Annotated in this window: 16 protein-coding genes and 1 pseudogene; 12 read left to right on the forward strand and 5 right to left on the reverse strand. The window is 65.8% G+C overall.

Annotated features, from left to right (window positions below):
- The 5 genes from ACYVD1_RS12355 to ACYVD1_RS12375 all read left to right on the forward strand — a co-directional run.
- Positions 1 to 1,200: WD40 repeat domain-containing protein (locus tag ACYVD1_RS12355; RefSeq protein WP_460771564.1), on the forward strand; the 1,200-nt coding region annotated here is incomplete at its 5' end.
- A gap of 72 nt (positions 1,201 to 1,272) precedes the next feature.
- Positions 1,273 to 3,375 (forward strand): WD40 repeat domain-containing serine/threonine protein kinase, encoded by a 2,103-nt coding sequence (locus ACYVD1_RS12360; RefSeq protein WP_460771568.1) that lies wholly within the window; start codon positions 1,273 to 1,275, stop codon positions 3,373 to 3,375.
- Positions 3,376 to 3,535: 160 nt separating this feature from the next.
- Entirely contained in the window at positions 3,536 to 5,590 is a 2,055-nt protein-coding gene (locus tag ACYVD1_RS12365; RefSeq protein ID WP_460771570.1) for a WD40 repeat domain-containing serine/threonine protein kinase, read from the forward strand.
- 49 nt (positions 5,591 to 5,639) lie between these two features.
- On the forward strand, positions 5,640 to 7,691 hold the full coding sequence (locus ACYVD1_RS12370; protein WP_460771573.1) for a hypothetical protein: 2,052 nt from the start codon (positions 5,640 to 5,642) through the stop codon (positions 7,689 to 7,691).
- Positions 7,692 to 7,784: 93 nt separating this feature from the next.
- Entirely contained in the window at positions 7,785 to 8,222 is a 438-nt protein-coding gene (locus ACYVD1_RS12375; RefSeq protein WP_460771575.1) for a GerW family sporulation protein, read from the forward strand.
- A 69-nt stretch (positions 8,223 to 8,291) separates the two neighbouring features.
- Here the strand turns inward: ACYVD1_RS12375 and ACYVD1_RS12380 are convergent, their stop codons facing one another.
- The 3 genes from ACYVD1_RS12380 to ACYVD1_RS12390 form a co-directional block, all read right to left on the reverse strand.
- Positions 8,292 to 8,618 carry a hypothetical protein gene (locus tag ACYVD1_RS12380; protein WP_460771578.1) on the reverse strand — a complete coding sequence of 109 codons (327 nt, stop codon included), beginning with the start codon at positions 8,616 to 8,618 and terminating at the stop codon, positions 8,292 to 8,294.
- Between the two features lie 28 nt (positions 8,619 to 8,646).
- Positions 8,647 to 8,943 (reverse strand): WXG100 family type VII secretion target, encoded by a 297-nt coding sequence (locus ACYVD1_RS12385; protein ID WP_460771581.1) that lies wholly within the window; start codon positions 8,941 to 8,943, stop codon positions 8,647 to 8,649.
- Positions 8,944 to 9,027: 84 nt separating this feature from the next.
- The gene (locus ACYVD1_RS12390; protein WP_460771583.1) at positions 9,028 to 9,363 is read right to left on the reverse strand and encodes a hypothetical protein; all 336 of its coding nucleotides are present in this window, start codon (positions 9,361 to 9,363) and stop codon (positions 9,028 to 9,030) included.
- 265 nt (positions 9,364 to 9,628) lie between these two features.
- On the opposite strand from ACYVD1_RS12390, the gene ACYVD1_RS12395 reads away from it, so the two are divergent.
- From ACYVD1_RS12395 to ACYVD1_RS12405, 3 genes are read left to right on the forward strand one after another with little or no spacing between them, the layout of a single operon-like run.
- Entirely contained in the window at positions 9,629 to 9,925 is a 297-nt protein-coding gene (locus ACYVD1_RS12395; protein ID WP_460771585.1) for a hypothetical protein, read from the forward strand.
- 35 nt (positions 9,926 to 9,960) lie between these two features.
- Entirely contained in the window at positions 9,961 to 12,516 is a 2,556-nt protein-coding gene (locus ACYVD1_RS12400) for a TPR repeat region-containing protein (protein ID WP_460771587.1), read from the forward strand.
- Positions 12,517 to 12,556: 40 nt separating this feature from the next.
- Positions 12,557 to 14,005, forward strand: coding sequence for an outer membrane protein assembly factor BamB family protein (locus ACYVD1_RS12405; protein WP_460771589.1), 1,449 nt, complete (start codon positions 12,557 to 12,559; stop codon positions 14,003 to 14,005).
- 164 nt (positions 14,006 to 14,169) lie between these two features.
- Here the strand turns inward: ACYVD1_RS12405 and eccCa are convergent, their stop codons facing one another.
- Entirely contained in the window at positions 14,170 to 18,081 is a 3,912-nt protein-coding gene (eccCa, locus tag ACYVD1_RS12410; protein WP_460771591.1) for a type VII secretion protein EccCa, read from the reverse strand.
- Between eccCa and ACYVD1_RS12415 the strand changes: the two genes are divergently transcribed.
- The gene (locus ACYVD1_RS12415; RefSeq protein ID WP_460771593.1) at positions 18,035 to 18,235 is read left to right on the forward strand and encodes a hypothetical protein; all 201 of its coding nucleotides are present in this window, start codon (positions 18,035 to 18,037) and stop codon (positions 18,233 to 18,235) included. The two genes, eccCa and ACYVD1_RS12415, sit on opposite strands and share 47 nt — an antisense overlap.
- Positions 18,236 to 18,288: 53 nt before the next feature.
- On the opposite strand, the gene eccD is transcribed toward ACYVD1_RS12415, so the two are convergent.
- Complete coding sequence (eccD, locus tag ACYVD1_RS12420; RefSeq protein ID WP_460771595.1) at positions 18,289 to 19,626, reverse strand: type VII secretion integral membrane protein EccD; 1,338 nt, start codon at positions 19,624 to 19,626, stop codon at positions 18,289 to 18,291.
- An 831-nt stretch (positions 19,627 to 20,457) separates the two neighbouring features.
- On the opposite strand from eccD, the pseudogene ACYVD1_RS12425 reads away from it, so the two are divergent.
- The 3 genes and pseudogenes from ACYVD1_RS12425 to ACYVD1_RS12435 all read left to right on the forward strand — a co-directional run.
- A pseudogene (locus ACYVD1_RS12425) lies at positions 20,458 to 21,219 on the forward strand (protein kinase domain-containing protein); the annotation flags it as partial.
- Positions 21,220 to 21,672: 453 nt separating this feature from the next.
- A complete protein-coding gene (locus ACYVD1_RS12430) occupies positions 21,673 to 22,410 on the forward strand; it encodes a hypothetical protein (RefSeq protein ID WP_460771762.1) in 738 nt (245 codons plus the stop codon).
- Positions 22,411 to 22,526: 116 nt separating this feature from the next.
- Entirely contained in the window at positions 22,527 to 23,705 is a 1,179-nt protein-coding gene (locus ACYVD1_RS12435; RefSeq protein WP_460771597.1) for a hypothetical protein, read from the forward strand.
- Positions 23,706 to 23,780 lie beyond the last annotated feature (75 nt).

Consider the following 23,780-nt stretch of genomic DNA (forward strand, 5'->3'; position numbering starts at 1 on the left):
CCCCGGCGGGGGCGGGCCGTCGCGCTGGCCGCGGGCGGCGCGGCACTGCTGCTGGCCGCCGCGGGCACGGTCTGGGCCCTGCGCACACCGCAAGGGGCGGAAGCAGAGGCCGAGGCAGAGGCCCCCGGAGGCATCACCGAAGCGGGCTGCCTGGACGGCACCGGATTCCCCGAACCCCCCGGTGAGATCACCTCCCTGGACGCCATGAACGTCGCGTTCTCGCCCGACGGCGACCTTCTCGCGGTCACCAGCGCCCACCACGGGCTCACCCTGTGGGACTGGCGCGAGGGCGAGGAGATCGCCCGCCCGACGGAAGAGGTGCACATGGACGGCAGGCCCGTGTTCGCCCCGTTGGGCTGCATGGTCGCCGCCGTGGTCCCGCACGAGCCCGACGGCGCGGACGAACCCGTGGGCGGGGTGACCACCTTCGACGTGCCCTCGGGTGACGCGGTCGAGCGCCCGGACCCGCCCCTCTCCGGCCGGGTGTCCGCCTACCCGGACCGCGTCCCCGCCTTCTCACCGGACGGCACCCAGCTGGTGATCGCCCTGGGCGGCGGCTACGACGAGATGGGGGACCAGGACACGTTCGCCCTGGTCGACATCGACACCGGGGAGACCGAACGCACCTGGGGTTCTGAGCGGATCACGGACGCCGCCTACACCGGGGACGGCCGGGTCGTCGCCGCGGGCTCCGAGGGCGTCACCCTGTGGGACACCGGCACCGGCGAGAACCTGCGCACCGAGTCCCACGCCACCCCGCACCTCCTGGACCCGCTCCCGGGCACGGACGAAGTGGTCCACGTCGACGGCGACTACGGGCACATGGTCCGGTGGGACCTCGAACAGCGCACCGAGACCGACGCCCCCGAACTGGGCGGGCTGGCGGAGGACCCCTACACCGTCCTCACCCACGTCACCCTCGACCCGGAGCGCCAGCGCGTCCACGTCGGCTGGGTGACCGACGAGGAGGGCCTGAGCCAGCGCTACCTCGCCCAGTCCAGCGGGGCCGAGTACACGAACCACGGCGCTCTGTGGGACCTGGAGAGCGGGGAGGACCTCATGGCCGACCGGGGGGAACACCAGCTCGCCCGCCCCCTTGCACTCCACCCCGACGGGGACGTCATCGCCGCCATCGCCCAGAACGGCGACGTCAACCTCGTCGACGCCGACACCCTCGAGATCATGCACCCCCTGAGGTGAACCGCACCCGCTGAGCCACCCGAACGGGGACGCCCCGCCTCCCCTGTCCCGCCCCACATCCAAGAGAGCGTCATGAAACCCCTGGCCCCGTCCGACCCCGACCGCATCGGCCCGCACCGGCTCCTCGCCCGCCTGGGCGCGGGCGGCATGGGCCACGTGTACCTGGCGCGCTCCCCCGACGGGCGGCTGGCCGCCGTCAAGGTGGTCCACGCCGAACTGTCCAGGAACACCGAGTTCCGGGCGCGGTTCGACCGGGAGATCCGCGTCGCCCAGCGGGTCCAAGGGCCGTTCACCCCGACCGTCGTGGCCGCAGGCCCCGACGAGGACACCCCTTGGATGGCCACCGAGTACGTCCCGGGGCCCACGCTGTCGGAGGCGCTCCGGGAGAACGGCCCCTTCCCCGAAGACTCCCTCCGGGTCCTCGCCCTGGGCCTGGCCCGCGCTCTCCGGTCCGTCCACGCCGCCGGGCTCATGCACCGCGACCTCAAGCCCGGCAACGTCCTGCTCTCCCCGCGCGGCCCGCAGGTGATCGACTTCGGCATCGCCCGCGCCGTCGAGGGCACCGTCCTCACCAAGACCGGGCAGTCGTTCGGGACCCCCACCTACGCCGCACCCGAGACGGTGCTGGGGCGGGAGCAGTCCGCCGCGAGCGACGTCTTCTCCCTCGCCGGGGTCGTGGTCTACGCGGCCGGCGGCCGACCGCCCTTCGGCACCGGCCCCGCACCGCAGGTCCTGCACCGGGTGGTGAGCGGTGAACCCGGCCTCGGCGCCCTCCCTGAGGGCGCGCTGCGCGACCTCCTCGCCCGCTGCCTGGCCAAGGAGCCCCGGGAACGGCCGGACGCGGCGGAGATCATCGGGGTGCTGTCCGCGGGGCCCCTGCCTTCGGCCGAGCACGGTTGGCTGCCCGACGAGGTGAGCGCGGACATCAGCGACCGGGAGCGTGAGCTGGACCGGGTGATGGCCGCGGTGCCCGTCGCCCCGCCGGAGCAGCCCGTGCCAACCGCCCCGAAGCGCCGCCGGGTCGCGCTGGTGGCCGGTACCGCAGTAGCCGCCGCCGTGCTGCTCGCCGGGGCCGGGCTGGCCGCAGTGCGCCCCTGGGAGGGCGACCCGAACGGGACCGCCGACGAGGCTGCCGGGGAAACTTCAGACGAGGGCGCGGCCGAGGGAGCGGAATCCGGGGAGGGTTCCACGAACCCGAGCCACCCGGACCTGCCCGGGGCCGTGGAGACCATCCGCTTCTCCCCCGACGGCGACACCGTGTACGTCCTCACCGGCGAGAGCTACACCGCCTGGGACTGGCGCGAGGGCGAACCCCTGGACCCCGGCGAAGGGGGGATCCCCGGTACCGGCGACAGGATCCCGGCCTCGTTCGACGTCAGCGCCGACGGCATCTGGGGCATGGGCACCCAGGACGGTGTCCGGGTGTGGCCGGACGGCGAGGAGGCCGACCAGACCCGCACTTCCCCGGAAACCCCCGGGAGCGGCGAACCGCACGTTTCGGTCTCCCTCGCGGACGAGCGGACCAGGGCGGCCTTCGTACAGGAGGGACCCGAACGCAGCACCGCAACCGTGTGGGACTGGGGCCGGGGAGACGAAGGGGTCCTGATGGAGACGGAGATCGCACACGACCCGGGCGAGTCCGTCGAGGTCCTGATGAGCCCGGACGGCACCCGCGTCGCGGTGGCCCGCCTGGTCAGCCGGGACCCGGGGGTCGCGGTGCTGGAGGTGGACAGCGGGGAGACGGTCGTCGAGCTCCCCGGCGACGGGGATCCCCCCGGCTACACGGGTCTGGGAGAGGCCTACATCCCGGCCTTCGCCCCGGACAGCTCCCTGGTCGCGCTCCACCACCCCGGCCTGGAGAACGTCACCCTCCACGACCTGGCCTCGGGCGAGACCACGGCGGAGCTCGAGACCCCCGAGAGCATCGACAGCCTTTCCTTCACCCACGACGGCTCGGCGCTGCTGTCCGGAGGCGCCTACAACGGCGGCCGGAAGTGGGACGCCGCCACCGGCGAGGAGCTGACTTCGGGCAACACCCTCCTGCACGACCGGGTCACCGTGCACCCCGACGGGGAGACCATCGTGGTCGCGGAGGAAGGCACCCGCGGTTCCCACCTGGTGTTCCTCGACCCGGAGACCCTCCTGGACACCCACACCGTCGGAGGACCCGAGTAAGGGCACCGAGCCGGAGCCGGGCGGGTGACGGCCCACCGTCTCCGGTGCACGGCACCGAACAAAAACGTCCGATGAGCACTCGAAACCCCCGGACCGCCCCGTAACCGTACGAAGCCGATGAGTAAGATTCGCGCGGAACCCCGTAGAACGCGAGTACACCATGACCCCACCCCACGACGGACCGCCCGAGCGGATCGGCCGCTACCGCATCGTCACGACCCTCGGATCCGGCGGTATGGGCCACGTCTACCTGGGCCTGGGGGCCGGCAACCAGCCCTTGGCGATCAAGGTGGTCCGGCCCGAGTTCACCTATGAGCCCGACTTCCGCGAGCGCTTCGCGCGCGAGGTCCACCGTGCGCTCCAGGTGACCGGCGGCGACCTCCCCCGGGTCCTGGACGCCGACACCACCGGCTCCGAACCCTGGCTCGCCACCGAGTTCGTGCTGGGCCCCTCGCTCCAGGAGATGGTGCGCCGGGTCGGCGCCCTGCCCGAATTCACGGCCGCCCACATGGGCCGCGCGATCGCCCGCACGCTCGCCCACCTGCACTCCACCGGGGTGGTCCACCGCGACCTCAAACCCGGCAACGTCCTGGTCTCCGCGCTCGGCCCCCGGGTGATCGACCTCGGGATCTCCCGGGCGATGGACGAGGCCCCCGGCGGCGAGACGCCGGAGTTCGCCGGCACCCCCGGCTACATGGCCCCGGAGACCGCCCGCGGCGACGAGTCCGGCCCCGCGGCCGACGTGTTCGCCCTCGGCGCCGTCCTGGTGTTCGCGCTCACCGGCCGGAGCCCGTTCGGCGACGGGCACCCCTCCGCGGTCCTCTACCGGATCGGCAACCAGGACCCGGACCTCGACGGGGTCCCGGAGCCGCTGCTCGGACTGCTCACCGCCTGCCTGGACAAGGACCCTGCCCGCAGGCCCAGGGCCGACCAGGTCCTCCAAGCCCTCGGCGGCCCCGTCCCGCCGGTCCCCGGAGCCGGGGCGTGGCTGCCGCAGACCGCCGTCGCGGTCCTCGACGGTTTCGAGCACGACCACCGCGCCGCCGTCCGCCCCTACCTGGAAGCGCCGCCCGCCCCGCCGAAGAAGGGCACCAAGGGCCGCACCCTCGCGCTGGTCGGTGCCGCCGCCACCGCCCTCGTGCTGGTGGCCGGCGCCGGTGTGTGGGCGGTGACCGACGGCGGATTCGGGCAGAGCGCCTCGGGGGAGGAAGAAGAAGAGGACGAGCCCGGGCGCAAGCAGTGCGACCCCACCGTGCACCTGGCCCCGGAGTACGTCGAGGCGGCCGACGCCGAGCCCACCCTCCCGGAGGACGCCTCTTCCGTCCGCTTCTCCAGTGACGGTTCGGTGCTCGCGGTGCAGCGCCAGGACGGCGTCGTCTCCCTGTGGGACTGGGAGGAGCGGACCGCCCTGGCCGACGTCCCGGTCCCGACGGACGCCTACCGGCCCGTGGTGTTCAGCCCGAACGACTGCTACATCGGCCTCGGGTCGGATCAGGGCGCACACATCATCTCCCTGGAGACCGCGGAGCACACCAGGCACTTCAACGACCGGAGCGTGCGGTCCGTCGCCTTCACCCCGGACAGCCGGAGCGTGCTCCTCGCCGATGACAGCTTGACCGACGACAGCGGCGGCGTCTATCCGGTGGATCTGGACACCGGTGATGTGTCGGAGCGGTTTTCCGCCGAAGCCGCCCGCAGCCTCCGCTACTCCCCCGAGGGCACCCGCATGGCCGGCATGACCGGCTACAACCTGACGGTGTGGGACGCCGACAGCCAGGAAGAGCTGTTCGAGTCCGGAGGGCTCGCATGGCACTCCTGGAACCAGGTCGCCTTCCTGGACGAGGACAGCGTCCTGGCTATCCACAACGAGGGCCCGGTCGTGTTCGACCTCGAGAGCGGTGAGGGAGTCCTGTACGAACCCGATGAAGAGACCAGGGGTAAAGTTACCAAGGTGGAGGCGAACCCGGTACACGACCTGATCTACGCCCTCTATATGACCGAGGCCGACGAGGACGACATGAGTTACTTCTCCAGCAGGGTCTGGCACCGGTCCACCGGGGAGGACTTCACTCCCGATCCGAGCGACGACACGCACCCCTTCATCCTGTTGACCGTCCACCCCGAGGGCGAGGTCCTGGCCAGCCTCTCCGAAAACCTGGACGAGGTCCGGATCATGGACGCGGTCACCATGGAAACCATCGACACGTTCGACTGAGTCGGACCGCTTGGACTCAGACCGAGCCGGACCACCCTGACTAGGCAGCATGCTTCCCCTACACCCCTACGACCCGCCGACGGCCGGGCCCTACCGGCTCCTGGCACGCCTGAGCGAGGACACCCACACCCGCTCCTACCTGGGCACGGCCTCCGGGCAAGCACCGGTTCGGGTACGGATCCTGCGCTCCGGGCACGCCACCGACCCCACCGCGCGGGCAGCCTTCACCCACCGGGTGGAGAGCACGCGAGGGCTGCGCGATCCGCACGTGGCCGCGGTCCTGGACTCCGACCTCAACGCCCCGGTCCCCTGGGTCGCCACCGAACAGCCGCTCGGCGCGGACCTGGCCGGGCTGGTCGCCGTACACGGAGCGCTCCCGACCGCTGCCCTGCATCCGCTCGCGGTGGCCACCGCCCAAGGACTGGCGGCCCTGCACGCCGCCCAGGACGCCCACGGCTCCCTGACTCCCGCCGGCGTCCTGCTGACCGGCGAGCGCGCGCTCCTGGCCGACCCGGGTGTGACCCCCGCGCCCGTGGTCGACGACTCCGAGAACAGCGTGTTCTCCGCCCCTGAGGGCGGCGGTGCCCCCGCCGGGGACGTCTTCTCCTGGGCCGCGGTCCTGTGCTTCGCCGCGAGCGGGATCGAGGGGCCCGATGGCCTGGACCGCGTGCCGCTCCAGCTCCGGGCTGTGGTGGACGCTTGCCTGCGGGAGAACGCCAACCTCAGGCCGAGCGCCGTCGACCTCGTGAGCATGCTCGGCGGGGCGTCCTCCACCGCTGCCTGGCCTCCGGAGCTGCTCCCGGTCCTGGAGAGCTCCGCCGCCGACATGCGCCGAGCGTTCCCGGCCGGGCCCGCAGCGCAGGCACAGGCCTCTGGCCCGGCCCCGGCACCGGGCAGCCGAGGAGGGTTCGTCGGGCTGACCGCCGGTGCGCTGGCCCTGACCCTTGTCGTCGCCGCCGGAGCGTTCTGGGGCTACGAGCGCGTCTTCGTTCCGTACGAACAGAGCGCGTCGGGCGGTGATGAGTCTGCCGAGGAGTACGGGCTGATCACCGACACCGCATGCCTGGACGGCGGGATCGGCCTGCCGGAGCCCGAAGGAGACGTCGGAACCCTCAACGCCGTCGAGGCAGCCTTCTCCGATGACGGCGACGTTCTGGCCCTGGCCGGAGAAGACCACGGATTGAGCCTGTGGGACTGGCGTGAAGGCGAGATCCTCGCCCGGCCCGCAGAGGGGTCGGACCCGGTCAGCCACCCGGAGTTCTCCCCGGCCGGCTGCACGGTCGGGGCCGTGTGGCCCGACAAGACCGCGGAAGACGACGAGTTCCCCACCCGGATGGCGACCGCCTACAACCTGCCCTCCGGGGAGAGGTACGAATACCGCGGGCCGAAGCGCCCGGAGCTCCACGACGGCACCCAGGAGCTCAACAGTGTGGTCGACCTCGCCTTCAGTCCCGACGGCCGGTGGCTGGCCTTGGGAACCACGACCGGCCATGGACTCGAACGGGACGACTCCATCGCGGTGTTCGACACGGAAACCGGCGAGAAGGTGCTGACCTTCAACGACGAGGAAAGCTCCCGTTCCCTCACTTTCATCGACGACACACGGATCGCCAGCGCCGCGGGCGACGTCATCTACATCTGGGACGTGGAAACCGGCGACCAGCTCCAGACCGTTCGGAACGTCGTCACCAATACGGCGGTGACCGCCCCCGACCGGAACCAGCTGATCTACGTTAAGGACGACGCAGTGGTCTGGCATGACCTGGATGACGATTCCGAACTGGGCACCTTCCCGCTGGACGACTACGCGAAGGTCGACTACGGCCGCCACATCCGAGCGCTGACCCCCGAAGCCGACCGCGGTCTGGTGCACATCACCTGGGTACACCCCACCGACGAGGAGGACCCGGCCGACCGTAGCAACGTCCACCGCGCCCACCTGTGGGACGTGGAGACCGGAGAGGACCTGCTGGACGGGGACGAGGACCCCATGCTCCTGGGAGCAGCCTTCCACCCGGAGGTGATCGCCGGAGTCGGTGGCGACGGGAACGTCAACTTCATGGACCCGGACACCCTCGATGTCATCGACACCATCGAGTAACCAGGACACTCCAGACGCCACAGAATCCCCATCTCCGGACGGCACCCGCTATAGCGTGACATCAGATTGCCACCGTCGGAGAGGAAGCCCAGCATGCCCAGGAACAAGGCCCGAGGCGGCACGATGGCCGCGCTGACCTCCCTGCTCGACAACGCCCGCTCCGTGGCCAGCTCCACCACGGCCTTCGGCGACCCGGTGACCTCCGGCAGCACCACCGTGGTCCCTGTCGCCCGCGTCAGCATCCTGAGCACCATGGGCGGCGGAACCGGGAACGTCCCGTTCTACGGCGGCGACGGCGCAGGGGGCATCGGCTACACGCGTGTCCGCCCGTCGGGCTTCCTGGTCGTGAACCCTGACGGGGCGTCCTTCAGGCTCATCCGCCAGCCCGCCTCAATGCTCGTCGTCCCCTTGGCCGCCATCACCGCCGTCGCGGTCACCCGCATCGTCTCGGTGTCCGTGAAAGAAGCCCGCCGCCGCAAACGCATCGCGGTCGAGCAGGCCCAACAGCAGAAAGAACGTTCAGCGGGTTGACGGTCCCCGCCGAGTCGATCGCACCGTCAGGGCTCGCCAGACCGCTCTGCCCGCTCTGCCCGCCATGTCTTACCCTTTGGGCTGGGTCTGGGACATCAGCGGGATTCCCCGCCCCCGCTCTTCGTTGACCTCCTGCTGCCGGTCAAAAGCCCCGATGAGGGCGATGACACCGCAGATAACCGCCACCAGGATGGCCCCGAAGATCACCGACGGCCAGACACGCTGCTTCCGTCGCCAGAAACGGCTGGACCCATAGAGCAGGGCGGATCTCAGCTGACGGCGGCGAAGGGCATCCGCCTCCAGAACATACTGCTCCGCGTTGGCGGTGACCCTGAACGCCTCTGGTACCAGCTCGTCATGGTCTCCGCCGCTTTTGGTCGTGTCGGGTGAACTCATCGATTCCTATTCCGGGGCGGGTAACCAGTTAAACCGAGAACTTGGTACTGAGTGCAGCAGAAGTCATGCGCCAATTGTCAGCGGCGTTCCTGGTCTCCAGGATCACCTGGTCGAAGGCGGCCTCAACCTTCCTCTTCCGATCGTCGAACTGTTCGTAGTTCTCCTTGAACTTGTCAGACGATTCACCATGAAACTCGGTCAACGTGTTGACGACAGACTTATCGACAGCTTCAAGGATCATATCCAGCTGATCCTTGTAGAACTGCTCCCGACCAGCCAGGTCATCAATCCGGTCACTGTCGCCGCCAACGTTAGAAGGGGCCATAAATCCCACATCCCAAAATAGATGAATAAAGAATCGAATCAAGAAGCACTAGGAAACTAGTGTCAGGTGCGAATCATTCGGGCTCTACCCATTGATCGAAGGAAAACCTACCGCTTCAGAACCAGCAGCATCGATAGCCGCTCCGCTCTCGAAGTCGGCTTCGAGGATCTCCGAGTTGGCATCACCGAGCTTGATGCCAATGTCGTCCAACCACAGGACCATTTGCGTAAAACTGCCATTCAAATCAGAATGGGCATTGAGGAGTGCCTGAGGTGAGGATCCCTTCATCGCGTCCTGTACCTCATCCTCCATCGCGTTGAACAGCGAACGCGCCTGCGCGTCAAGCTGGGCGGCCTCCTCCCCAAGCTCCCGACCGCCGGTGGATAGAGAGTCATCGTTCTCCATGCCGGTATAGCTCATGCCTGTGACCTGCCTCACTCAGACTTACTGTCGGACTGCTGATTCAGCCGATGAGAGCGCGGCAGTTGAACCTTCGCCCTCATCTACCAGGGAAAACAAGGTACTGGACCCAACACGGGATCAGCCAGGCCAGAATGTGAAACTCCCCTGCGGCTTGACCTGGAAGACGGAGCCTATAAGGATCGGCTTGTACGAGTCAACGAAGCAGTCATGCAGGTCCCCCTGGCCCTGCATCTGCCTGTGATCTCAGAAAAGGATCCGAACCATGCCGAATGTAGAAGCAGACATTCCCAGCGGACAGGCCGGGGCTGACAACGCCTTGACCATCGCGGAAGGCCTCAAGGGAATGTCACAAGACTTCAAAACCATCTGCGACGAAGCCGATTCCATGTTCAGCGGGGAACCGGCGGTCGATGGCATGCCGGAGTTTCAATCCGAATACCAGCATTACATGGACAGCGTGCAGTCGCAGGCCAACGACATCTCCGACAACATCTACTCATCGGCCAGCGAAATCGGTAATACAGATGCGGATAACATGGAGAATATTGAACTCATGTAGGACCACCCCCACTTACTCACTACAGGATACTATTCATGTCATTCGATCCCAAGATTCCCGATTCCACCCCAGAAGAAGCCACTGAGATTGCAGATGATTTCCGCAGCCTGATCAGGAGGCTAACCGGAAGCAGCGGTGATCTGTACTCTGGGTTCAACACGACTTCAATGGACTTTAGCGACATTCTCGCAGAGGAAATCCGAAACGCAGGGGCAGTCAACCACGACCACTGGGGAGAGGCAGGCCTCGCCTTTGCTGTCGCTGCAGAAGCCGCAGACCAATGGTCCGAGGATCTCACTTGGTATGACGAGAAAATTGAGGCTCTTGAGCTTAGGCTGAGCGCAACGCCAATCACAAAGGACACTCCAGAAGAGGCTGCCCTTTACGATAGTTTCGTACAAGGCCTGCAACAAGAAGCCGACGAGCACTGGGAGACTCTCGAGGGAAAGGCCGAGGACTGCTCCACCCTCCTTAAAGGTGGGACCAGCGCGGAAACTGTCGCTGAACTAGTTAACAACGGACGGCTGGGCTGGCTTGCACACAACTTCGTGGGGGACCGTGCCCCTATGCCGCTAGACGCTGAAATGGGTGGATCACACGGAAACACCCTGCGTGACGCACTCGAAAGCGGGGAAATTAACAGTAACGAGTATGAACGCGCACTGAGAGACCTGGAAATGCTTCAGGAGCGTGCCGAAAAGGCACAGCAACGGGGCGAAGAGCTCTCCGAAGGGGAGATTGCCTACCTTGATGCCCTGTACGAAGCGATGGAGGGTATGGAGGCGCCATCAGGGTCCGGCGGTAGTGACGGCGCAGTGGCTATCCCCGACGCTATTGCGGAAAATATCGATGATGATACAGCCGCGGAAACCCTTCTTGCTGCGCTTGGTGCTGGAGCAATGGCACTCTCCAATGACAAGCTTGGCGGCGGTTACGAGAAACTTCCTGACAGCATCCAACAGGCGTCTTTGGGCCCGACTTGGGGCGATGACACGTACACCAATAGCGGCGACGGGGATACCCGATACGGGGAAGACCTTGCCAACCTGGCTGCACTGTTGGGGAACGCACCAGAAGACCTGGAGGCGGGAGAGCGGCTGTCCCTGAACATGTCCCTCTCCATGGGCACGCTCCTCAACGATGCCACCGTGGATCCAGATTCAGATATTACCCAAACCATCATCGAAACTGCTGGGGAGGGTGCCATCGGTGACCTTATTGAGGTAGCCACTAGAAACTCTGATGCCAATCACGCTATCCTTAAACAGGATATTCCGGAAAGCCACCACGTGGACCCGGATAGAGTTTCCGATCTAGCCAATGATTCCCTGTTGGGCCTGCTCGCATACCAGTGGAATGAAGATGGAAGGCACTCGAACGGAAGTGCGGTAACCGGCCTCTTCGACTGGATCCCCGACGATTCCCTCGAGGGAGACTCCGCAGAGCAAGAGCGGGCTGCTGAGGCAATGCTCGGATTCTTTGATTTCATCTCCATCGAGGAGAATCACGATGCATTGCTTTACACGGGTAACGAAGTAGAAGTTGTAGCAGAGGACGGCAGCACTTGGACTTATGACAATGCTGGATTCGGCCAATTCAATGGTGATATCACGAACAGTCTCGCTGATATGTACGAGGCTTATATAGTAAGCTTCGCCGGAAACGAAGGCTATAATTCTGAAGGAATCCCGGATCTTGATTGGGAAAGGCAGGATGGCATAGATGCTTGGAACCCTGACGATAATACGCTTTCCTTGAGCCCTTCCGAGCGGCTACTTTTCCTGGAACTTGTGATGACAAATGATGTTTCAGCTGGGCGTGCCCACGTTGCAACCGATATTTTCAACACCGCCATGGCCGTTGATGCTGTAGAGCAGGGGGATCCCACTGAAGCCACACGAAAGGCAGGGACGCTCGCTTCGCTAGTCGACGGCGCACTGCAGAACGAATACGTTGCCCGTAATCTCGGGGAGGAGGACCAAGCGAACAGAGAGCAGAATGTCGCAGACTCAACAAGGTCCGTTTTGACCAAACTTGTCAGCGACGTCCCTATCGTCGGAACAGCTGTGGATCTTATTGGTGGTCATTATTCTGATGAGATTGCAAACCTTGTTGTGGCTCAGAACAGCTCTGAAGAACATGGACTGACCGTAGGCTCAAGGGAAGGGATGGTGAACAAAATGAATGCTGTCGTTCTTGAAACGGCAATGGAAGAATTTAACAATGGGAATAGCGATAATCCATTGGAGGAGATCGGAGACTTGCATTTCGATGGCGACGGAAGCAACCGTACCGTGGAGGAAATTCTCGATGACACGGGCATTCTTTCTGAAGACGAGGACGGAAATCTTCACGCCAATAAGGACGCAGCATTCGATAGCATGGCCGAGACAGAAGGGACTTCTGTAGCCGAACTTAACTGGGCCCTTTCACAGGCCGCTCAGGCCACGGAAACTACCTGGATACCTGGGTCCCACGATTCCGGGTTGACATTCACCGGAAATGCTGCTGATAGTTTTACTGGACGAGAGACTGGCAAAGACAACCCCTACCTTAATGAGGACGCCAGGGCAGCACTCGATGATCAATAAAAGACGAGATAGATGTTCAAATGCGAGCTATTTTGATAATATGCACACCAGCAACTCGCCTCATCCCTTGAAAACATCATTGCGCGTCCACGGGCTCTGCTCAACACGAAAACCATGGGGCATATTTTCGACCATTTTTGCGCTTTCTGCATTAGGGGCTTCCCTCACAGCTTGCGAGGATCAACAGGAAGACTCCCCGGGTGAATCCCTTGAAGGCATCGCTGACTTCTCCGACACTACTTCCTACATCTCGTCCGTGAGCGATGTAGCGTGGGAGTGGGAAGCGGAACACAGCTTTATCTGGCGTGAACTCCTCCCTACCGCGTACGGACTCGTTGCAGCCAGTAGAAGCGGAACCATCACTGGCCTGCACGGTGAATCCGGCACCGAACTCTGGAACTACGAGGCAACGAGCCACGACTTCTCAGTCGCCGTGACGACAGACGGGCTCGAAACAGTCATCGTGGATCCGCCCTCTGAGGAAGGGGACGGAGAACTTGTCCTCCTAGACGCGGCCACAGGGGAAGAAATATCTCAATCCCCCCTACCCGAGGACGCGATCAGCCACCCCGACCTCGTCACCGATGACCACCTGCTCATCCCCTCAGACGGAGAGCTCACCGCCCACGACCTCACCACAGCAGAACCCTCCTGGACCTACACCCCCGAACCCCACTGCCTCGGAGTCCCCGACTTCTCCCCCGAAGAAGACTGGAGATGGCCCGTCAGCAGCATCGAAGGCTCCGTCCTCCTGCCCGCCCAGTGCTCCGCCGAAGGCTCGGAGGAACCCGAACCCCAAGAGCAGAACGCGTCGATGCACACCCTCGCACTAGACAACCGCGACGGCACCGAACTGTGGAGCGCCGAGCCTCTTCCCACTACTCTTGGGGACAATCCCTTGGAGCACCTCCACTACTATGCTCTGACTCCTTCAAACGACGGGGAATACCTCATCCAAAGACTTTCCCAGGAATTTCGTGTCCTGGAAGCCTCAACCGGTGAGGAGATCGAGGTTGAGTGGCCCGAAGAGGGGCAGGCGGGTATCAGCTTAACAAACCGTGTCAGCACCACCGGTGACCATGCTGTTTGGTATGAAGAGCAAGAGTCAGAGGACCAAGAACACCGGTATACCAAGTACTCCCACTCCGGCGATGTCCTCGATGAGATCCTGATCCGACCCAACCAGCACGAGGTCGTCGACAACAGCACGTGGTCTCCTCTAGGCCGTGTTGCGGATCTGGATGACGGGCTACTCACCTACACCTGTGGAAACCAGTGCCCGAATTTCGGGAACATGGAAAGCCCTCTCAGCGCCACGTTCACCCCTTGGCGTGGGGGCGATCCGGTAACCATCGAACTAGACCAACTCGACGGCCGCGAGGGACACGAAGACAAACGAACCCGATTCCTCCCCGTTCCCGGCGCCGTCATCAGCCACCAGGCGGACGTGAACGGAACAGCAAGCGGCTCCCTGGTCGCACTCAACTGAGAGACACCAGCGAACACCTTCTCCTGAACTCGCACGATGTGAGCGTCCCCGTAGCACGGTGTCCCCCAGCCGCCCTGTGCCCCGACGTTCACCGACTTCCGAAGGGAACCGTCCAGGGGGCCGCTTCCGAGCCGGACGCGCACGGGCCCGGAAGCGGCTCTGGGTCAGACGGGTTCGTCGCTCCAGGGGGCCTGTAGCTGCTCGGGTGATCTACCGCGGCGTACGAACAGGGCCCGGCCCGGGGCCAGCTGCTGCGACGCCACTCCGTTGGCCAACCGCCCCTCGCGCCGGTCACCGGAGAACAGGACCGCTGGTGCGGCCATGTCGCTCAGCGTCTGCATCGGCGGCTCGAACATGGCGCGTCCAGCGCCCCCAGTGCGCCGGGCCACGATGAGGTGGAAGCCGAGGTCCCGACCCTGCGGGATGAGCCCGGCCAGAGGGAGGAGCGGATTGGCGTTCCTGCTGCCCAGCATGTCGAGGTCGTCCACCACGACGAAGATCTCCATCCCCTTCCACCAACTCCTGTTCCTCAGCTGGCGGGGGGTGATGTCGGGCCCTGGGATACGCTCCTTCAACTGCTCGGCCAACTGAGTTGCGACGGAACGGGTTTGGTCCGGACTCGCGCAGTACGCGAGTGCCCGGCCGTCCTCCAGCAGGCCGAGGTGGGTACGGCGGTAGTCCACCAAGACGATACCGACCTTCTTGGCGGGTCTGTCGCCGATCTGACGGATCAGCGCACGGAGCAGCGTGGACTTCCCCGATTCGGGGTCACCGAAGACGATCAGGTGCGGCTCCTGGTCGGGCCGTAGGACGGCGGGCTCCAGTTCCCGTTCGCCGAGCCCGAGCACGAGGTTGAAGTTCCGGGAGGAAGCCGGTTTCTTGACCAGCTCATCCAGCGTCACCTTCGACGGCAGTGTGCGCACCCCGGTGACGGCCTTCTGCGGCCACCGGGCACCGATCCGTTTCACCAGGTCCTGAACGCCCTCCCGCAGTTCGGTGCCGTCCGCGGTGCCGTCGATGCGCGGGAGCGCGACCTGCGCCATACTCATGTCCTCCATGAGCGCCCGACCGGGTAGATCCTTCGGGAGTTCCTCTGAGGCCTTCCGGTCAATGCCGGAATCGTGGGCCTCCGTCAACCGGAACTCCAACCTCCCGCCGAAGAGCGACTGGATTCTGGACCTGATCTGCATCGCAGCGGTACCCGTCACCACCACGTGCACCCCCAGAGCCGTGCCCCGGTTCAGGATGTCCAACAGCTCGTTGTCGCTGTCCCCGAGCGTCTCCCTGACCTGCGACCAACCGTCGATAAGCAGGAAGATGTCCCCGACCACGCTCTGAGGCACCTTGCCCTCAGCCCGAGCCCTCCGCAAGGCGTCAGGCGAGTCCAAGCGTGAGCTACGAAAGATCCGCTCCCTGCGGTCCAGCTGGTTCCGCACGTCGGTGATCACCCGGCGCACGCGTTCTGGATTGGAGCGGCCCGCCACACCGGCCACATGGGGCAGGTCCTCCATCGAGGCGAGCCCGCCACCACCGTAGTCGATCGCGTAGACGGCCACCCGCCCCGGCGGATAACGCCAGGCCAGCGCGGCGACGAGTGTGCGGAGGAAGACGGACTTGCCAGAGCGGGGCCCGCCGAGCACGATCATGTTGCCACTGGAACCAGTGAAGTCCAGCTCCGCGGGACCCTGCTTCTGTTCGCGGGGTACGTCGCGAATCCCGATGAGCGCCTTGAGCTCGCCTACCGGGGGCTCCTCCGGTTCGGACTCCGGCCCCGGGTCCGCCCCTCCCCATGTGTGTACCGCGTCCAGAGGCAGTACGGGTTCGAGAGGCGGCAGCCACACCGGTCGGACCGGATCCGCTCCCGCCTCGACAAGTTGGTCGACCGCCACCTGAAGCACGCTCCGGGCCTTCTTGTCCTGCTTGGCCGGCTCCTGGTCCGCGGCGAACATGTCCTTGAGCCGATCCGCGAGGAGGTCCGGGTCCGTTTCAGCGAGACCGTTGTAGGAGATCAACGGCAGCACCGGGTCGTCCTCCACAGCGACCTCGCGCGGCGGCGTGTACGGGGAGGAGACCATCGCGGCCTTGAACCGATCGAAGACGGAGGTGTCGACTTTGAGATAACCGGAGCCGGGTTCAGGCGGCAAGTGGTAAGCGTCTCCGACGCCGATCGCCTCCCGGCTCTCAGCTTCCGAGAAGGTACGCAGACCGATCCGGAACGACAGGTGGGTCTCCAGTCCCTTGATCTTCCCCGCCTCGAGGCGCTGAGTAGCGAGCATCAGGTGCACTCCGATGGAACGACCGATACGGCCGATGGCGAGGAACAGTTCGGCGAAGTCCGGATGCGCGGTGAGGAGTTCGGAGAACTCATCGATGATCACCAACAGATGGGGCATCGGCTCGAGCTCTCCGGGCCGCTCGGCCCGGGCTTCCTCGTAAGCGTGCAGGTTCGGCAGGTTCCCGCTGTCCTTCAGGACCTGCTGTCTTCGGCTCAGTTCGCCGTACATGGCTTCCCTGAACCTGATGACCATGCTCTCGTCGTCGGCCAGGTTGGTGATAATCCCTGCACTGTGTGGCAGACGGTCCGTGTCCGCGAAGGTCGCACCGCCCTTGAAGTCGACCAAGAGCAGGGCTAGGCGGTCCGGCGGGTGGGCAACCACCAGTGACGTGACCAGGGTGCGCAGCATCTCCGACTTGCCGGAACCCGTGGCACCGACAACTAGTCCGTGCGGACCCATACCGCCGAAGGCGGATTCCTTGAGGTCCAGCAGCACGAGGTTTCCTGAGGGCCCGACTCCGATCGGGACACGGAGGAAGTCACCGCTACTGCGCGGACGCCATGTCCTACGGGTGTCCAGCTCGGCCACATCGGGGACACCGATGATCTCTGGCAGGTCCACGTTGGAGTGAAGTGTGTCCGCACCGTCTTCAGCGGACAGGCGGTAGGGAGAGAGCATACGGGCGAGGGCGGTGATCTGGCCTACGCTCAGACAGTCCACCTCACCCGACAGGGGTTCACCTTGCGCTCCGTCTCCAAGGCCGTTGACTGTGCCCTCTCGGTCCTCCTCAACCTTGCTGTCATTCACGTTCAGCCGCATGTTGACGGGTTCAGGTTCCTCACGGTGATCGCCCACCAGGAAGATCACGTGGATACCCAATTGGGCGAGGGATTCGACGGGGGGTTCGGCGGACAGGCCCGAGAGGGTCGGCTGGTATTCACCGTCCACGATCACAACGATGCGCCGGGTACCCGGGCCTGGCGGGCCGCCCCTCCTGCGCTGCAACTCGACGGTGCGTCTCTCCACCTCCGCCTCAAGCATGTCCTGCATCTCCATGGTGTTCCGGGCCACGACCCGGGCCGGGAGCGGTCCGTCGGTAGGCTGATCCTCGAAACCCACTGAGGAGTTGTGGCCCACCCACTTCGTCCAGTCCCACTCCAGGGCGAGTTTGTCCGAACGGATCACCCCGAGGCAGACGTCGTCCGGGGATGAGAGGCTCATGATCTGCGCGGCCATCGCCCTGGCGACCGTGCGGCCGACGGCCCGGTCACCGACGATGGACACTATTCCCATCCGCCTGAGGGGCACGACCAGGGGTTCCTCCGCGACGTGCGCGTAGAGCTCGACCAGCTGTTCTGCCATGCCCTGGCACAGGGGGTCGTAGACGATGAGGGGGTTGGACGTGTCGACTTTCAGGGTGAGTTTCCGGGCTAGAGGCCGCACCCCCTCACCCACGCGCAAGTACAGGAAGTCCCGGTCGGACGCCCTTCGCTCCCAGCGCCGGGAGGGAAGCCTGGCCACGTCGGTGAGCAGATGCGGGGCCGGGTATCGGTACAGGTTGCCCTTCCGCTGCACCGCGGCAACGTCACGAGCCTTCTCCCGGAGCTGGTCCAGGTAGTCGAGGTAGCGCTCTCGCTGTTCCCGCATCCTCTTGCGCGGACCGTTGTACTGCGTCACGAACATGACGATGCCGACGACGACACTCACGAGCATCACGATGGCGCCGATCGCCGCCATCAGGGGTCGGTGCCCCATGGTGATCGACATCATCAACGACCCGGAGCCGGTGATGATCGGCATGATGATCATCGCGGAAGAGGCACCCGACGGCGGATTGTCCGGCAACTGCGGCGGTGTCGCGATCACCAACGGTTCGGTGCCGGGCTCCGGAGGGAGATCGCGGGCGGGCCGTCGCAGCAGCTTAACCGACACTTCGGTTTCTCCCGTCTTCTAACTAGCCAAGGTGGAATCCGTTCAGCGCGGGGCCAGGCTTTCCCGCTGCCATCGTCAAGTGGTCATATCGGCGACGAAGTCGAACAGACCCATCGACCAAGCCGCCACCGTCAGCATCCCCATCACCAAGGCCATCTCGACCCAGTTGAGCACTCGGCTCAGGGATGCCTGTGAGACGTCTCCCAGCTTGATCCAGCTCAGCGAGACTACGACCAGGCCAGCGATCAGGGCGATGAAGGGGATCCATGCGGCGAGGGCAGGAACGGTCTGGGGGAGGTGAAGCAGGCAGATCAGGAGGCCGAGCACCCCGCCCAAACGCAGCGGCAGCACATGGACAATGCGGGCGAACAACCTCGAGCGCAAGAGGAGGAGGACGGAGATGAGCGCCGCCAGAAGTCGGTCCGGTAGCCCCTCTGCGACCAGGATGATGAGGGGGACGGTCGCCGTGGCGCTGACGGCCGCCCCCAGCACGACTCCGAGAAGCAAGCGGTCACTACTGTCCAGGGTCTCCTCGAATTTCTCTGTGGGAATCTCACCGGAGTTAACCACTTGGTAATCAAGCGCGGAGAGTCCCCCCATCACCAGCGCCAGCCGCGGCAGTCCTCCAACGCACAGGACCAGTATCAGCGCGATTGCCCTGACAGCCTGTTGGGCGTCGAGGAACAGGGTAATTGCGAGCAGGACGCCACCGCTGAGGCAGATGAACGCGAGCGCCGCGAGGCACGGCAGACCCGCCTGGTCCACGGTCCACGTGACACCGGCTGCCACAAGTGCTCCAGCCAGGCCCAGGAAGACCATGTGTTGCGTCTGGGGTTCAGCAGCGACGAAGAACACCGTTAGCGAACCGGCCGCCCCGCCCCAGAGAGCGGAGGTCACAAAGAGGAGATGTGCGGTGGCGTGCATCGCGCGTCGTCGTGCCACCACCACCAGGACGATGGAAACCGCCATTCCGCCCACTGCAACACCCGGGTACCCAGCGGCTGGTTGAAGCCAGCTCATCGCGAAAAGCACCAGCAGAGGCGCAACAGCGGCGAACAGGAGGCCGAAGGCGAAGGTGGTCGGATGGCGCCAGTGGCCATCGGCCTCATCGACCCTGTCCTCTACCGCCCCACGTACATCGTCCACGTACTGGGGTCGCGAGGGCGCCGTCTCACGGCGGAGCAACAGGACTTCACCATCGGCGACCCCGGTAGCGCCGAGTGACTCCGCCATCGGCAGAGCGTCGTCCTCGAGCGTGGTCAGCACCCAGCCAGCGGCTTCACTGCCGTCGGCCTCGGGCAAGCAGACGCCAAGGATCTTGGGCATGAGTGCGGCCACCGGGACCGTGTCCGGCAGGGCGAGATCAGCCCAACGCTGAGGCCCGGATATTGTAACGCGACTGTACCCACCCACGCGGGATGCATTCTTTCTGTCGGGATGACGGGATTCAACTGGTTGACCGCCCAGGTACTCGCTCCTGGAGAACTATCAACCATGTAGCCTTGCGAGGCTATACCTTGGTGACACCATGGAGAACCGCGCACCTCTACTACGGCACCACGGCTGGTAGGTATCAGGCCCTTATACACAAGGGCCCTGCGAAGGCGGGCACCGGGGCGGCCGGTGACAAACCGAACCCCAACTGATCAGGGAATCTTCGTCTGCGGATCGGCATTCCCCTGCCCTGACCTCACAGACGAACGGCGCAGTCGGCCCCAGGGGGAGCACAGCCCAGGATGATAACGATTCGGCGCACGGAAGGGTGATGATGGCCCCCGAAGCATGCGTGCACCCCCTGCCAGCCCCCACGCGTCCACCAGCCGCATCCCCCTTGCATGGCGGGGGACGCATCGCCGCACACCCACCACCCCCGCGAGGGTCCCGTCACATCACATCGAGTACCGAACCCCGGCGCCATCACGCGGCTAGCACACTCACCAGCAAATTCAGCACCAATAGCACGCAGGTGCATATCCGCGCCCATGGAAGCGATCACGAAACTCCTGGTCTTTCCCTCGGGTCCGGAAATGACCTGGGGCTCGACAGCACCCCTTTTCGCAACCAAATGGCCAGCGACCTGCTGAAATATACTGCTCTTGGCGGAGAATATCTCGCGCCTCCACTGCGCGTTCCCAGTAGGTTCTGGCCAGGACTCGGCGTATGCGCTTGCCCGGGGACCGTCATATTTCTCCCTGTGTACGATTGCCCGTGCACGAACGGTTCTCCAAGGGCGGTGCAAGAGACATGAACTCCCCGGCACCGAGCGCCGTTCCGCCCGACGGTTGGGCACCCGGATACCACTCCTTGCGCCGGATTCACCGGAGCAGGTCATCCGAGCTGTACACCGCTGTACGCGCAACGGGTGGCATGCAGGCTGTGCTCAAGGTACTCCTGAACCCCGACACAGCCACGGAACACATCACGACCCTTCAGACACTCAACGGCAACCAGGGGATGCTCCCGCTTCTCGACCTGGGTCGCACTACCTCTGGACAGCACTTCCTCGTGCTGCCCCTGTATCCGGCAGGCTCTTGCGGCCAGGTGCTGGGAAACTCCGGTCCATTCTCACTGGCACAGGCCGTCGCCGTGGGGCGAAGCATCGGGCCGGCCCTGACCGCCATGCACGGCCATGGCCTGGTGCACAACGCCGTCGCTCCCGAAAACATCCTGGCGGGCAGCATGTCCCTGCTGACCGGTTTCGGGGCGGTCATCCGAAGCGGTGACTCGGGCATCAAGGTGCGTGGGCGTGAGTCCTTCTTCCACGCACCTCCTGAAGCGCTCCGCGGTGCCCGTCTCACACCCGCATCGGACGTCTACCGGCTCGCATCGACGATCTGGACACTACTCATCGGCAGGACACCCTTTGCCAGTGAGGGAGGAGAGCCGCTTACCGACCAGGCGTACGCCGAGCGAGTACTTGCCGTAAACGCCCCACCCGTCCCCCGCAGAGACGTCTCGCGAGTTCTGTCCCGGGTTCTTACTCGGGGGATGGCCAAAGATCCCGAAGAACGCTATGCCTCGGCTGTCGACCTTGCCACCGCCCTGGAACGAGCGCGCACCGGGACCCGTACGGGCCCTCATGCCGCATTTTCAGCCATGCGGACCGCTGAACCTCCCACAGGAGTAAGCGGCAACTCAGCCACGGACGGGCCCGCACGTCCCCCCAACTCTGGTCGCGGCAGCCCAGCTGACCCCCCGCACACTCCCCGGGAAAGCGCGCCCACTCCTCGAGAGGCAGCTCGGACGCCCCAGGAAAGTGCTCCTGGTCGTGCGTCGGCACATCGGCAGAGCGCACCGCCGTCCCGAGAGGGCACCCCCGAGCCGCGACGGGGCACGCCCGAAGACCCGTACGGACCGCCGCCCAACGAAGCTCTGAGGCGGCGGGGCAGCCCCGGTTCTCGGGGCGAACACGCTCCGGCGCCGAGCGCAGCCTCAGCTGCTCCGGCGGTGCCCGACAGCGTGGACCAGCAGGTAGTCGAACCTGCTCCCGCCCAGTGGGCCAGCCTGGTTGGTTGGGCGGGCAGCATGGACACGAGCCTGTCCGAGTATGACACTTCAGCAGAGGATACCCCGTTCGACGAAGGCAGGGCTTGGGACCGGCTCGACCAGGGACCGCACTGGCGCAAGCACCTCAACATCGCGGTCGCCGCGGTCAGCATCACGGCATTCTCCATCACCACCGGAATCGTGGCAGCACTTGAGCCAACGGCTCCCGCCCTGGCCTCAAACGAATCCGAGGAGGAGGCCGAGGCTGCCGAGCCGGAGGAGGAGAGCGCCGACGTCACGGTGGAGCCCTCGCCGCTGCCCGCGGTCGACCCTGCCTCCGAGATCGCGCTCGAGGACACCCTCAGCGCGGTCACCCTCACCTGGGCGGACCACACCGGTGGCACGGGGTCCTACTTCGTGCTGGGCGGGCCGCAGGGCCACGATCCGGTCACCTTGGCCCGGACCGGGGCCGGTGCGGTGACGGCGCAGGTCCCCACGGACGACACCAACGCGGAGTACTGCTTCACGGTCGTCGCCGTCGACGGCGGCTCCGCGCCCGCTGACGAGGTGTGCACCACCCGTGCGGCGGACCGGGCCGAGGCCGAGCGTCTGGCCGAGGAGGAAGCCGCAGAGCAGGAAGAAGACGAGGACGACGAGGACGCAGACGACGCCGATCCGTCACCGTCACCGTCACCGGACGCCGATGACTGAGTGCCGCCGCCGTTCCCGGAGCTGGGGCTGGATAACGTGAGGAATCGGGAGAACCGCGGCGACCTCTCCGCTATCCCACCTCTCGAACACACCCCACTCCCCCGAAAGGCGTATCCATGCGGCGCTCTCTCGCCTTGGCTTCGGCCGTGTGCTTGCTCGCCGTGACGGCCTGTGACGACTCCAACGGCTCCGCCGACGGGGCTCCGGAGAGCGTGGAGGACCTCGCCGACGACGGGCTGGTCGGGTTGGCCCTGCTCCACCGGGGTTTCGAGGGCGGCGACCCGGAGACCGACCAGGTGCTGGTCTTCCACGACCCCGAATCCGGGGAACCGCTCCAGCGGATCGACCTGCCCGACGCGGCCGTGGACCCGATGGCCGAGGACGTCCCGGCCCACCAGAGGTTCTCCGATGACTGGCAGCACTTCGCCTTCGTGACCCAGGAGCCCAACGCCGTGCACGTGGCAGTCCTCAGCGACCCGGAGGAGGCCGAAGAGTCCGAAGAGGCGGGCGCAGGTGCCGAGGGGGAAGAGGGGGCCGAGGGATTCGAGACCGAGGAGTTCTCCTACCAGCCCGTCGAGACCATCCAGGCTGGCCAGGACGAGGTCCTGTCCGATCCGGTGGTCCACGGTGAGCGGCTCTGGTTCACCTCCGCTCAGGGCGAGGGCCAGCCGCCGCAGGTCATGTCGGTGCCGCTGGACGCACCCACCGGGACGCCCAACCAAGAGGGGAGCCTCCCCCTCGGGGAGGGGCAGCGGCCCAGCGACTGGGCGCTCACCCCGGACGGTTCCCTGCACATCCGCGACAGCGTGCCTACCGAACCGGTGGCCGGCGGCGAGGGCGACCTCGTGGTCCGGGCGACCGACGACACCGTCGTCAACGCCACCCTCAACACCGGCGGCGAGCAGTGGCAGACCTTCGACGAGGCCCCCGTGTGGGGCGGCGGGACCGCGCTGCTGCGCCCAGACGCCGACGGCAATGGCAACGGCGACGACGGACCCAGCGGCGCCTATCTGCTGACCATCGAGGACCAGGGGCACACGGCGACCCGGGTCCTGGAAGACGAGGACAGCCCTGTGGTGCAGTTCGCCCCCGCGGAGGAGCGCGACGCGCTCCTGATCCAGACCGAGGAGGGCTGGTTCCGGGTGGAGCTGGACGAGGGAGAGGCGGACGGTACCGAGGAGGCCTTCCCCCGGTACCACGACGCCTCCATGGACGGGTGGCCCTTGGCCGTGCGCTGGGCCCAGGAGCCGCCCGCCGAAGCCGACGACGAGCCCTCCGAGGAGCCCAGCCCCTGAACCCCTCGGCGGCCCCGCAGCCCTGACCTCGTCGGCCGCCCCGACGGGGTAAGGCCCCACGGGTCCGCGACGCCG

The sequence above is a fragment of the Nocardiopsis nanhaiensis genome (assembly GCF_054778635.1).